The following is a 13,000-nucleotide window of genomic DNA, read 5'->3' as shown; positions in this document are numbered from 1 at the left end:
AGACCCCGCAGGGCAAGATGATGAGTGATACACCCGATACCTCCGATACCCCCGACGTAGAAACGATTGTCGAAGAACCCAAGGGGCCGACTCGCTCCGGTTTCGTGGCGCTGATCGGCGCCCCCAATGCCGGCAAGTCGACGCTGATGAACCAGCTCGTCGGCGCCAAGGTGTCGATCGCCTCGCACAAGGTGCAGACCACGCGATCGATCGTGCGCGGGATCGCGATCCATGACCGCACCCAGATCGTGTTCATCGACACGCCAGGGATCTTCACGCCCAAGCGGCGGCTCGATCGGGCGATGGTGACAACCGCCTGGGGCGGCGCCAAGGATGGCGATTTGGTGCTGGTGTTGATCGATGCCGAGCGCGGTATCAGGGGCGAAGCAGAAGCGTTGCTGGATCTGCTTGCCGACCGGCATGGGCACAAGGTGCTGGTGATCAACAAGATCGATCAGGTCAAGCGCGATACGTTGCTGGCATTGACCGCCGCCATTCACGAGAAGGCAAAATTCGACGAGACCTTCATGATCTCGGCGCTGAACGGTTCGGGTTGCAAGGACCTGATGGACTATCTGGCGAAAACACTGCCGGAAGGCCCGTGGTATTACCCCGAGGACCAGATTTCGGATCTGCCGATGCGGCAGCTTTCGGCCGAAATCACCCGCGAGAAACTGTTTTTGCGCCTGCATCAGGAATTGCCCTACGCTTCGCATGTCGAAACAGAAGGCTGGGTGGAGAAAAAGGATGGCTCGGTTCGCATCGAGCAGGTCATCTATGTCGAACGCGACAGCCAGAAGAAGATCGTGCTTGGCCACAAGGGTGAGACCATCAAGGCCATCGGCCAGGCGTCGCGCAAGGAGATCGCCGAGATCCTTGACCAGAAGGTGCATCTGTTCCTGTTCGTCAAGGTGCGCGAGAACTGGGGCAATGACCCCGAGCGCTACCGCGAGATGGGGCTTGAATTTCCGCACTGAGCGGGCACATTCAGTCCATGGAATGGCGCGACGAGGGAATCATCCTAGGCCTGCGAAAGCATGGTGAGACCTCGGTCATCGCCGAGGTGATGACCCATGCGCATGGCCGCCATCTCGGCATCGTCCGTGGTGGTCGCTCAAAGCGGTTGCAGCCGGTGTTGCAGCCCGGCAATTCGGTTGACCTTGTCTGGCGCGCCCGACTGGACGAGCATCTGGGGCAATATCAAGTCGAAGTACTCAACGCGCGGGCTGGGCGGCTGATGGAAAGCGCCATTGGGGTCCACGGTGTTCAGGCCATGGCGGCGCTGCTCAGGCTGTTGCCTGAACGTGATTCCCACCCACGCCTGCATGATGCGTTTGCCGTCATTCTCGACAGTCTCGACACGCCCGAGCAGGCGGGTGCGCTCTATGTCCGGTTCGAACTGGCCGTGCTCGAGGATCTTGGCTTCGGGCTCGATCTGAGTGCGTGTGCTGCAACCGGGGTGCGGACCGAACTGATCTATGTATCGCCAAAAAGCGGACGCGCCGTGTCGGCCGCGGCGGGTGCGCCATGGGCCGAGCGGATGCTGGCCTTGCCGCAATTCCTGACGGACCGGGACTATCCATGCACGAATGCAGAAATGCTGGGGCAGGCATTCCGGCTGACCGGGTATTTTCTGGACCGGCATGTGTTTGAAGCACGCGGGATCGAGCCGCCGATCAGTCGCGAAAGTTTCTGCACGGCAGCGCTGCGCGCCATGCCACCGGCTGATCCTGTCCTTCCTGAAACGGAATTGATGAAATGAATGATCTTCGCAATGCAGCCGCCGACCGGCAATTTGCTGGCGTCGTGCCGCTTGAACTTGTCGCGAAAGAGGGTGGCCGGTCGGTGATGCAGGGTATTCTCGAAGGGCGCCTGCCAGGTGCGGCGATGGCGAAAACGCTCAATTTCTGGCTTACCAAGGTGGAAGAAGGGCTGATCGTATTCACCGGCAGCCCGACCGAGGAGCATCTCAATCCGCTTGGCACCATCCATGGCGGCTGGGCGGCGACGGTGTTGGATCTCGTCGCTTGCCTGTGCGGTGATGACGACGCTCGAGCCGGGGGAGGGTTACACCACCGTCGAATTCAAGCTCAACCTGACGCGGCCGATCCTTCCGGGCATGGGGGAACTGGCGTGCGAAGGCCGGCTGGTCCACCGCGGCAAGACGATTGCCACCTCCGAGGCCTATCTGCGTGACAGTTCCGGCAAGTTGCTGGCCCACGGAACCGAAACCTGCGCCATTTTCCCGATTGCCAAATTGATGCGCTGAGTGCCGGACTGCCGGTTTATTCGGCTGGTGCCAGCGCTGGGCGATCAACTGCTTGCTCCCTGATCGGCCAGTGGACAATGGCAGCGAACAGTCCCAGCGCCACACCCAGCCACCAGACCGGGTCGTAGGTACCGAAAACATCATAGAGGTAGCCGCCGAGCCAGACGCCGAGGAACGAACCAACCTGGTGCGAGAAGAACACGACGCCACCGAGCATGCCGAGATGGCGGGTGCCGAACATGATCGCCACCAGTGCATTGGTCGGAGGCACGGTCGACAGCCACAACAGGCCCATGACGATGGCGAAGATCACTACCGAAGTGCCTGTCTGTGGTGACAGGAGGAAAGCGGTGACCGCGACCGAGCGGCCAATATAGATCCAGACCAGCGCCATCGGCTTGGAATAGCGTTGGCCGATAAAGCCTGATGCCAGTGAGCCGATAATGTTGAAAAATCCGATCAGCGCCAGCGACAGAACGGCGAACGAGCTGTCGATGCCGATATCGCGCAGATAGGCAGGGAAATGCGCTGTGATGAACGCCACCTGGAAACCGCAGACGAAGAAGCCTGATACCAGCAGCACATAGCTCTTGTGGCCCAGCGCCTCGCGCAGGGCTTCGCCGATCGATTGCTTGTATTGGGCGGCCTGTTGAGAGCCAGAGGTGGAATTGCCGCGTAGTGGAATTGCCAGGAACGGGATGATGAACATCATCGCCGCCATCCAGACCAACGCTTCCTGCCAGCCATAGGCATCAATCAGGCCCTGGCTGAGCGGCGCGAAGACGAACATGCCGGCCGAGCCTGCGGCGGTGCCAATGCCGAATGCCATCGAGCGGCGCTCGGGCGCGACGTTGCGGGCAAATGCTGCCAGCACGATGCCGAAGGAGGCCGACGCAATGCCGAGGCCGATCAGCACGCCGCCGCCGATGTAGAACCAGCCCTCGCTCGGCGCCACCGACATGATGAACAGGCCACTGGCATAGAGCAGCGACGACAGCGCAAGCACTTTCCATGTGCCGTATTTGTCGGCAATGGCGCCAAAGATCGGTTGTCCCAGCCCCCAGAACAGGTTCTGAATGGCCATCGCCAGGCCGAAGGTAGTCCGGTCCCAGCCGGTATCGGCCAGCATCGGCAACTGGAAAAATCCCATCGCCGAGCGGGGGCCGAAGGACAGCAGGGCGATCAGGCAGCCGGCGATGATGATCAGCCAGGGCAACGGCGTCGGCATAGCAGTGAAACGGTCTTGGGACATCGGCAGCTCTCGATTGAGCGGCGACAATAGGCGATTGGTGATGATCGGCAAGTGCATTTGGCTGAATGCAGAGATCACCAAATTTGATGTGAGGACAGATTTACGGCGCGTTCATCGTGTCCAGCATCGGCATCGTTGAATGGTTGTGGTGCGAGCTCAAGGCGTGTAGGCCGACGTGTCATTTACGGATTTTGTTATGTTCAGCTTTCTCGGTTTCATCCTTCTTATTGCCCTGGTCCTGTGGATCCGTACCCTGCAGATAGACCAGCGAAAGATGGCCGAGCAGATTGCGATCCTGCGCAGTGACCTCAAACGGATTGCTCACAATGGGCTAGACGCAACCGTTGTCGCCGAGGGAGAGGCTGCGTCACCGCTTGAGGAAGCTTCGGACGAGGATTTGACCACAGATGTGGGTGATCAAGAAAAATCCGGCAACGAGGCCGAAAGTGACGACGCCGTCGACGAACCAATCGCGGCTCGTGCTGCTGCCTTGCCTGCTGCATCCGTGACACATGAAACCGCAGCGACCCCAGCCAGCCGCAAAAGTGTCGATCTTGAAGGCCTGATCGGCGGTCGCTGGTCGGCCCTGCTTGGCGGTCTGGCGATTGCGCTCGGTGTGTTGTTTCTGGCGCGCTATTCGATCGAGGCGGGGCTGTTGGGGCCGCGGGCACGAACCGCCATGGGCGCGCTGATGTCTGTAGCGTTGTTTGCGGCCGGCGAGGTCATGCGCAGGCGTGACCGGCGAGATGCGCTGCCGATGCTGATGAGCGCGGATATTCCCGGCATTCTGACAGGGGCGGCGGCGATTGGTGCCTTCGGCACCCTGTATGCCGCCTATGCGCTCTACGGCTTCATTGGGCCGGCCATCGCCTTTGTCGGTTTGACGGTTGTCGGGATCGCCAGCCTGCTGCTTTCCGCGGTACACGGGCCGAAGCTCGCCGCAATCGGGCTGGTTGGTGCCTATGCGGCGCCGCTCCTGGTTTCGTCAGACACGCTTGATCCGGTGGCTTTCGGGCTGCATATCCTGGTGGTAACCGCGGCGGTCATGGGGGTTGCGCGGATTCGCGGCTGGCTATGGCTGGCAATTGGCGGGATCGTCGGTTCCACCCTGTTGACGCCATTGTTGCTGACGATTGGAACCGATGTCGCCGGTGTCATGCTGGGCGTTCTGCTGCTTTGTTTGTTTGGCGTCCATCTTGGGAGTCTGGTTGTGGGCGTATCTGACCGGCCAAAACCACTGGCGGACCGCCCCGCGTTGTGGATCGCCTTTGCTGCCACGCTCGAAATCGCGCTGATAGCTGTTGTTGCGGCCTGGACCGGCGGTGCCCACTTCCCGGTGCTTGCCGCAATTCCGGTTCTTGCCGCCGTATTGATGGCGGCAGCGGGAACCTGGCCGGCGCTGTCGCTGGTGGCGCCGGTGTCTGCCGCGTTGGTGGTTCTGACGCAGATCTCGCTCCGGGTCGATTTCCCGATCCTGACCGGCATGACCACCGGTATCGATCTGCGTGATGGCATGATCGCTCCCGATATCGCCGGATTTGCGCGCGACGGGCTGCTGCTGGCTGTGCCTTCCTTCGCCCTTGCGGCCTGGTTTGGATTGCGTGCAGCGCCAACGGCGCCGCAAATGGCCGGGCGGTTGGCACTGGCGACGACGATCATCGGCGTGTTGGCGATGACTGCGTTTTACCTCGTAGTGGCGCCTTTCGAGACCCATGTCGCCACCGGGTTGGCGGCGTTGGCGCTGGCAGCCGTGATGGTGGCGTTGACCGAGATTTACACGCGCGCAAGGCCTGATGACTGGTCGGCGCCCGCACCGGCCTGGCTGGCGGTCGGGGCTGTGGCACTGACGGGTCTTGCCATCGGTATTCTCCTGACCCGGCAATGGATGCCGCTTGGCTTTGCGGTCACAGTGGCAGGCGCCTGCATGGTTTACCGCGTCCGGCCGGTTCCGGCTCTGGGTTGGCTTTCGGTGGTGCTGGCGTTGCTGGCTACGTCGGGGCTGCTGTTCAACGCCCCGTTTGCTGCCGATCAGATCGGTACAACGCCGATCTTCAACAAGTTGATCTTGATTACCGGCGTGCCTGCCGTGTTGCTGATCTGGGGCGGGATAGCTCTGAGGGTCGCCGGTGGCCGACGCCCGGGAGAACTGGTGATTGCCTTCGGGCTGTCGCTGCTGGCGCTGTTTGTCGCGCTCGAGCTGCGGCATCTGCTTGCTAGCGGCGACATACTAGGTGCGCCATTCGGGCTGATCGACATGGCCACCCAGTCGATTGCGGCGCTGGGCTTTTCCATCGGACTGCAACTGGCAGCAAGGCGTGGCAACGCCGATGTATTCGGCTTCGCATCGCTGGTCGCTGGTGCCATCGGCATTGTCGCCATGGCACTTGGCCTGGTGCTGGTGTTCAATCCGTTTCTGGCCGGCGATCCGGTGGGCGAGGGGCATGTGTTCAACCTGCTGCTGCCGGGCTACCTGGTCACAGGTTTGCTCGCCGTGCTGACCGCCTATCTGTCGCCACCCACTCGGCCGCGCTGGTATCGCTACGGTTATGGCGGGGTGGGTGCGGTGCTGTTGTTCATCTATGCCACCTTGATGACGCGGCATGGGTTCCAGGGCGGCGATGTGCGGTTCTTCCGCGCGACATCGGACGCTGAAATCTGGTCCTATTCGGTGGTGTGGCTGGCCATGGGCGGAGGTGTGCTGGCGCTCGGTCTGATGCTCAAATCAGTGCCGTTGCGCGCAGCTTCCGCGGCGATCATCCTGCTGACGGTGGCAAAAGTGTTCCTGATCGACATGTCGGCGCTCACGGGTGTGCTGCGCGCGTTCTCGTTCATCGGGCTTGGTGGCTCGCTGCTGGTGATCGGCCGGTTTTACCAACGGATATTGCAGCGGACCGGCAACCGGCCGGCATAAGGCGGGCAATTGTTGACACCTGCAGGTCTGGCAGTGATGCTTGCGTGAGATCCGTTATAGCAGGGGAGCCGGGATGATGCAGGGAGTGGGACGCGTGATCGCCGCGATTGTGGTTGGCCTGGCGCTGACATCAGTGGCTCTGGCGGACGGATTCGACCCCGACCGGGCCAGCTTCGATCCGGAAACCAAATTCGTGATCACGCCATATGGCGCGATCCTTGGCGACCCGGCGCAGCTCACCGATCTGGCGACCGGGCGGACCGGGTTCAGCTATTGCACGGCCTTGCCTGACAAGGACCGGGGGCTGTTGCTGATGGCGTCGATTGTGATCCCGGCGCAGGATGGCGCCGAGGGCGGCGGCCATGCGGCGATGATGACAGTTGATCAGGCGCGCGATTTCATCGCCTATCTGCGCAAGGCGCCGGAATGGGCCAAGGTGGCCACCGACAACAAGGTCGGGCTGTTTTCCAAGCCGATTGGCGATGTGATTGGCGCTGAGGGGGAGGCTGAACATCTGTCGATCAAATTTGTCTCCGACGAACAAAGCAATGGGGCAATCCGTATCGAGCATGTGTTGGGCGGCGTGACCAAAGCATTCGGGCTGGGTATCAATCCGGCGCAAAAATTTGCCGCGCAAGTCGAGCATACGCTGGAAACCGCGCTGGCCCAGAATCCGGACGCCGCTCCGGCCGAGGACGCGGAAAAGAGCAAATTGTTCGAATAAACCAGCCTCGACCGACGGATAATGCGACATTGCGTTCGCTTGCAATCGGTCCAGCAACGTCTTATGTGAAGGGCTTGCCGGCATTGCCGGTTTCTTTTGGTGCTTATTATGCTCAATGTGAGCATAATAGAGATTGACGGGAGGGTTTGCGATGACCCGGATGGAAACAGGCGAGAACGGCCAGAGAATGAAATCGGCGCCCAGCGCAGCCGAGCGATTTGGAGTTCTGGACCGGCCGGAACTGAGCTATTCGCCCGCCGTGGCCCGGGAAACCGCGCATCTTTACGAACGCGTACGCGATCACATTCCGGAAATCGAATGGCCGGTCTACGCGCCCTATATCCACGCCATCAATCGGATCAAGAAGGAGCGCGGGGCGGCAATTCTCGCGCATAATTACCAGACACCGGAGATCTATCATTGCGTTGCCGACATTGTCGGCGATTCGCTGCAATTGGCGCGGGAGGCGACGCTGGTCGATGCCCAGATCATCGTCCAGTGCGGCGTGCATTTCATGGCCGAGACCTCGAAACTGCTCAATCCCGATAAGACTGTGCTGATTCCAGATGCCAAGGCGGGATGTTCGCTGTCGGATTCGATCACCGGCGCCGATGTTCGGCTGCTCAAGGAGCGCTATCCGGGTGTGCCGGTTGTCACCTATGTCAACACGTCTGCCGACGTGAAGGCCGAGACCGACATCTGCTGCACATCGTCGAACGCCGTGGCGATTGTCGAAAGCTTCGATTCCGACACGGTGCTGTGCATTCCCGATGAATATCTGGCGCTCAATATCGCCAAGCAGACCAAGAAGAAAATCTTGACCTGGAAGGGTCATTGCGAAGTGCATGAGCGCTTCACTGCCGAGGAGCTGCTGGCCTACAAGCAGGCCGATCCGACGATCGAGATCATCGGCCATCCCGAGTGTCATCCTGACGTGATCGCGGTGTGTGATTATTCAGGTTCTACCGCCGGCATGATCAACTACGTCAAGGATACACGGCCGGCGCGGGTTTTGCTGGTGACGGAATGCTCGATGGCGTCGAATGTGCAGAGCGAGGTCGACGATGTCGAGTTCATCAAGCCCTGCAATCTGTGTCCACACATGAAGCGTATCACGCTGCCCAAGATCCTCGACAGCCTGTTGATGATGACCGAGGAAGTACGGATCGATCCAGCGATTGCTGGTCGGGCGCGGCTGGCGGTTGAACGGATGATCAATCTGAAGAACTGACGGCGCGGCGACGAACGCCAGGCCAGAGCCAGCAGGGAGCCCCGCCATGGCATCGACAGCGATTGCCGCCTTTGTGCCCAAGCCACGTACCGGGAGTGACGATGTTGTCATCATCGGTGGCGGGCTGGCAGGGCTGTTCTGTGCGCTCAAACTGGCGCCAAAGGCGGTGACCGTGCTGGCGGCGGCGCCGATCGGCCGTGGCGCCTCCTCGGCTTGGGCGCAAGCCGGCATCGCCGCCGCCGTGGGGGCCGGCGATACGACCGACAAACACATCGCCGACACGATCATCGCCGGTGACGGCATCGTCGACGAGGCGGTAATCGGAGCGATGGCGGCGGAAGCTGCCGACCGGATCCACGATCTGCTCGAATATGGCGTGCCGTTTGACCGCGATCTCGAGGGCAAGCTTGCCGTCAGCCGCGAGGCCGCGCACTCGGAAAGCCGGATCGTGCGGGTGAAGGGCGACATGGCAGGACGCGCGATCATGGCGGCGCTGGTTGCCGCCGTGCGCAAGACGCCGTCGATCCGGGTGCTGGAAGGCTATGTGGCCGAGGAACTGATCGTCGAAGATGGCCGTGTCAGTGGTGTAGTGGCCCGCGACAAGGCCGGCAGCGGTGAGGAATTGCACCGCATCACCGGAACCCATGTGGTGATGGCCACCGGCGGTGTCGGTCATCTTTATGAGGTGACGACCAATCCGACCGAAGCCCGTGGAGGTGGCATCGGCATGGCGGCGCGGGCAGGCGCGCGGCTGGCCGACATGGAATTCGTCCAATTTCACCCAACCGCGATCCATATCGGCAAGGATCCGGCGCCACTGGCGACCGAAGCACTGCGCGGCCATGGCGCGACACTGCTCAATTCCGCTGGTGAGCGCTTCATGTTGCCGCTGCACCCCGATGCCGAACTGGGTCCGCGTGATGTGGTGGCGCGCGGCATTTTTGCCGAGGTGAAGGCGGGCAGGGGCGCGTTTCTCGATTGTCGCACGGCAATTCATGATTTTGAGGCCGAATTTCCGACCGTCTACGGCTATTGCACGGCAGCGGGCATTGACCCGGCCAAGGACCTGATCCCGGTCATTCCCGCGGCGCATTATTTCATGGGCGGGATCTGGACCGATATTGTCGGGCGGTCGTCGCTGCCGGGCTTCTGGGCCTGTGGCGAGTGCACCTCGACAGGCGCCCACGGCGCCAACCGGCTGGCGTCGAACTCGCTCTTGGAAGCGGTGGTGTTTGCAGCACGGATAGCCGAAACGCTGAAGAGCGAAATGCGTGGCGATGCGCCGGCGAACTGGCAGGCGGGGTCGGTGACGACCGACGAGCACATGACCGAGAATGACCACCCCAACATGGTGGCGCTGCGCCAGACCATGAGCGCCCATCTTGGCGTTCTGCGTGACGGCGAAGGCATGCGCGAAGCGCTGCGGGCCATTCTCAAGCTCGAAGCCGAGAGCCATTCGGTGCGATTTGACAATGTCATCACCACCGCAAAGCTGATCGCGGTCTGCGCGCTCAACCGACTGGAAAGCCGCGGCGGACATTTTCGCACGGACTACCCGCAAGAAATGCCTTTCTGGAAACGCCGCACCATCGTGGCGCTGGACCAGGCGAATGCCATCATTCCCGATCTCCTTGAGGGCTGAACCATGCCATTGAAAGCGAACCTGCCGGATCTGCCTGGCATCATGATCGAAGATCAAGTGCGTGCCGCGCTCACAGAGGATCTGGGCCGTGCCGGCGATATCACCACCAGCGCCACCATCGGCCCGGACAGGCAGGCCACGGCCGAGATGAACAGCCGCGAGACCGGCGTCATCGCCGGCCTGCCATTGGCCGAAGCCGCATTCCGGTTGATCGATCCGGCAATCAGCTTCGAGCGGTTGGTGCAGGATGGCGCGCGGGTTGAACCGGGCACAGCCATCGCCCGGATTTCAGGACCGGCGCGCGGATTGCTGTCGGCCGAACGGGTGGCGCTCAATTTCCTCATGCACCTGTCGGGCATCGCCACCCACACGGCGCGGTTTGCCGACGCCATCGCCCACACCAAGGCCAGGGTCACCTGCACGCGCAAGACCATTCCGGGCCTGCGGGCGGTGGAGAAATATGCCGTACGCTGTGGCGGGGGCTCTTCGCACCGCTACGGGCTCGACGATGCGATCATGATCAAGGACAACCATATTGCTGTTGCCGGCGGGATCGTCGAAGCGCTCAGGGCTGCCAAGGCCTTTGCCGGTCATCTGGTCAAGATCGAGATCGAGGTTGACACGCTCGAGCAATTTGAGGTGGTTCTGAATGAAGGCGCCGATGTCTGCCTGTTGGACAATATGGGACCGGATCTGCTGCGCCAGGCTGTAAAGATGAATGCGGGCCGGATCACGCTCGAAGCGTCCGGCAATGTCGCGCTCGACACCATCAGCGCGATCGCCGAAACCGGCGTCGACTATATCTCCACCTCGAAGATCACCATGGCCGCGCCGACGCTTGATATCGGGCTGGATATGGTGATTAGCTGAGCCTGATTTGGGCGCCCTTGAGATGGCGAGGATCTGTTTCGTGATCTGTCGCAGCAATGGCCAGCGAACCGCAACTGATTGCTTCTACACTTTTTGATTGAAACCATTTACACATCGAAGCCTCAGAAAACGACGACTGATTGGCGATGTGATCGTGCTCGCCAAGGTGAAATGAAGCACTGGAATACCTGTGACAATTCACATTGCGACTGACCGCAAGGCCAACCTGGTTGGCAGCGTCTGGATGATTGCGGCGATGGCGATTTTTTCCATTGAGGACGCCTGTATCAAGGCGGCGTCCGAGATGGTGCCAATCGGTGAAGTTCTGATCATTTTTGGTCTGGGCGGAGCTCTGGTCTTTGCGGGGTTGGCGCTCGCCAACAAAGAGCCCTTGTTCATTCCTGAAGTCGTTTCACGGCCGATGTGCATTCGCGTGATCTTCGAGATCACCGGCCGCCTGTTTTACGGGCTCGCCCTTGCGCTGATCCCTTTGTCGGCGGCAACCGTTATCCTGCAGGCAACCCCACTTGTGGTGGTCGCAGGCGCGGCAGTGGTTTTTGGCGAGAAAGTGGGCTGGCGCAGATGGACCGCAATCATCGTCGGTCTGGTGGGCGTTGTGATTATCATTCAGCCCGGAACGGACAGTTTCTCGATCCTCTCGCTTCTGGCCGTTTTGGGAATGTTCGGATTTGCGGGGCGGGACCTAGCCAGCCGCGCCGCGCCTGTCGAGCTTAGCACCACGATCCTCGGATTGTATGGTTTCTCGTCCATCGTCGTGGCAGGCGTGTTGTTTTCGCTGTGGAAAGCGGAGCCATTTGTGCTGCCTGGTATCGAGGTTTTCCCATACGTACTGGGCGCGATTGTGGCTGGCGTAGTGGCTTATTCGTGCCTGATGAAAGCGATGCGTATCGGCGAGGTGTCAGCGGTAACGCCATTCAGATATTCACGGCTGTTGTTTGGAATAGCACTCGGGATAGTGTTGTTCGGCGAGCAGTTGAGTTCCGCAATGATGATCGGATCTGGTTTGATTGTGCTCTCGGGCCTGTTCATTTTCTGGCGCGGCAGGCAGGTTGGCGTCGCCAAATAAATTCCATGGTGGACCTGAGGTCGAGAGCTTCGATGTTTCCGCTTGGGCCTCAATTTGTTGAAACGTCCGGATGTTTTTCGGCATAGTGGCTGGGCGGCAGGCCTACATGGCGGGTGAAGGCGACGCTGAAGGCGCTGGCCGAACCGTAGCCGACCCGCTCGGCGATTTCGCCGACACCGCCTTCATGGTGGCGCAGCATGTTCTTGGCTAATGCCATGCGCCAGGCGAGCAAATATTCCATCGGCGACACACCGACCAGACGCTGGAACCGGTCGAAAAACGCCGAGCGTGACAGGCCGGCCTGTTTTGCCAGATCGGCCACCGTCCAGCGCCGCGTCGGGTTTTCGTGCAGAGCGCGGATGGCCAGCATCAGGCGCTCGTCCGCCAGCCCGCGCAGCAGCCCCGGCGGTAGCGCCGTACGTGCGTTCGAGCGCAGCGCTTCAATCAGCAGGACCTCCAGCAGGCGTTCCATGATGACATCACGCGCAGGTCGCATGGCGCGGGATTCGTCACCGACGAGGTGCGCCAGCGTGGCCAGCCTTGTGTCGCCTCGGATGTGGATAAGTTGCGGCAGCAGCGACACCAGCAGCGCCGCATCCGGTGAGCCAAACACACAGTGGCCTACCCGCAGCCTTATGTCGGGCGGTCCGCTCTGCCGGCCGTGCCTGATCTCGCCGCTCAGCAGCGAGGCTATTGAGAGGTCGATGTCGCTTGTCGCGGCTGCCGGTTCGATGGCCGACATGGTGAAATCCCCGGCCGAGGGGATCAGCACGAAATCACCCGCATTGAGCACCACCGGTTCATGCCCGTCAACGGCAAGCTGGCAGGATCCTTCAAGGGCCACGCAATAGAACGGCTGTCCGTACTCTTCGCGGCGCACGCTCCACTGGCCTGCTCCGCAGACAAGTTTGGAGAAAGGCGCGCTAGGACGCAGCAGCGTGACAATTTCGGCAAGTGGATCGGTCATTCCGGACTCATGCGAATGAAATATGGATTTATGATTATAGTTCGTCC

Annotated in this window: 11 protein-coding genes; 9 read left to right on the top strand and 2 right to left on the bottom strand. The window is 61.1% G+C overall.

Going from position 1 to position 13,000, the window contains the following annotated elements; all coding sequences use genetic code 11:
- Nucleotides 1-20: 20 nt before the first annotated feature.
- From era to OEG84_RS07835, 3 genes are all read left to right on the top strand, one after another.
- Nucleotides 21-977 (top strand): GTPase Era, encoded by a 957-nt coding sequence (era, locus tag OEG84_RS07845; RefSeq protein WP_267656124.1) that lies wholly within the window; start codon nt 21-23, stop codon nt 975-977.
- 17 nt (nt 978-994) lie between these two features.
- Complete coding sequence (recO, locus tag OEG84_RS07840) at nt 995-1,762, top strand: DNA repair protein RecO (RefSeq protein WP_267653226.1); 768 nt, start codon at nt 995-997, stop codon at nt 1,760-1,762.
- A 279-nt stretch (nt 1,763-2,041) separates the two neighbouring features.
- Nucleotides 2,042-2,269, top strand: coding sequence for a PaaI family thioesterase (locus OEG84_RS07835; protein WP_267653225.1), 228 nt, complete (start codon nt 2,042-2,044; stop codon nt 2,267-2,269).
- 16 nt (nt 2,270-2,285) lie between these two features.
- Here the strand turns inward: OEG84_RS07835 and OEG84_RS07830 are convergent, their stop codons facing one another.
- On the bottom strand, nt 2,286-3,521 hold the full coding sequence (locus tag OEG84_RS07830) for an MFS transporter (protein WP_267656123.1): 1,236 nt from the start codon (nt 3,519-3,521) through the stop codon (nt 2,286-2,288).
- Nucleotides 3,522-3,717: 196 nt separating this feature from the next.
- Between OEG84_RS07830 and OEG84_RS07825 the strand changes: the two genes are divergently transcribed.
- From OEG84_RS07825 to OEG84_RS07800, 6 genes are all read left to right on the top strand, one after another.
- Nucleotides 3,718-6,432: a DUF2339 domain-containing protein gene (locus tag OEG84_RS07825; RefSeq protein ID WP_267653224.1), complete on the top strand. Its 2,715-nt coding sequence runs from the start codon at nt 3,718-3,720 to the stop codon at nt 6,430-6,432.
- A gap of 94 nt (nt 6,433-6,526) precedes the next feature.
- Complete coding sequence (locus OEG84_RS07820; protein ID WP_267653223.1) at nt 6,527-7,156, top strand: hypothetical protein; 630 nt, start codon at nt 6,527-6,529, stop codon at nt 7,154-7,156.
- A 151-nt stretch (nt 7,157-7,307) separates the two neighbouring features.
- Complete coding sequence (gene nadA / locus OEG84_RS07815; RefSeq protein ID WP_267653222.1) at nt 7,308-8,387, top strand: quinolinate synthase NadA; 1,080 nt, start codon at nt 7,308-7,310, stop codon at nt 8,385-8,387.
- Between the two features lie 46 nt (nt 8,388-8,433).
- Complete coding sequence (locus OEG84_RS07810; RefSeq protein ID WP_267653221.1) at nt 8,434-10,029, top strand: L-aspartate oxidase; 1,596 nt, start codon at nt 8,434-8,436, stop codon at nt 10,027-10,029.
- Between the two features lie 9 nt (nt 10,030-10,038).
- Nucleotides 10,039-10,899: a carboxylating nicotinate-nucleotide diphosphorylase gene (gene nadC / locus OEG84_RS07805; protein ID WP_267656122.1), complete on the top strand. Its 861-nt coding sequence runs from the start codon at nt 10,039-10,041 to the stop codon at nt 10,897-10,899.
- A gap of 190 nt (nt 10,900-11,089) precedes the next feature.
- Nucleotides 11,090-11,986, top strand: coding sequence for a DMT family transporter (locus tag OEG84_RS07800; RefSeq protein WP_267653220.1), 897 nt, complete (start codon nt 11,090-11,092; stop codon nt 11,984-11,986).
- A gap of 49 nt (nt 11,987-12,035) precedes the next feature.
- On the opposite strand, the gene OEG84_RS07795 is transcribed toward OEG84_RS07800, so the two are convergent.
- Entirely contained in the window at nt 12,036-12,953 is a 918-nt protein-coding gene (locus OEG84_RS07795) for an AraC family transcriptional regulator (protein WP_267653218.1), read from the bottom strand.
- Between the last annotated feature and the right edge of the window lie 47 nt (nt 12,954-13,000).

This window comes from Hoeflea algicola (assembly GCF_026619415.1).
GTDB classification, from domain to species: Bacteria; Pseudomonadota; Alphaproteobacteria; order Rhizobiales; family Rhizobiaceae; genus Hoeflea; species Hoeflea algicola.
This window is presented reverse-complemented; position numbering and strand designations above follow the sequence as displayed.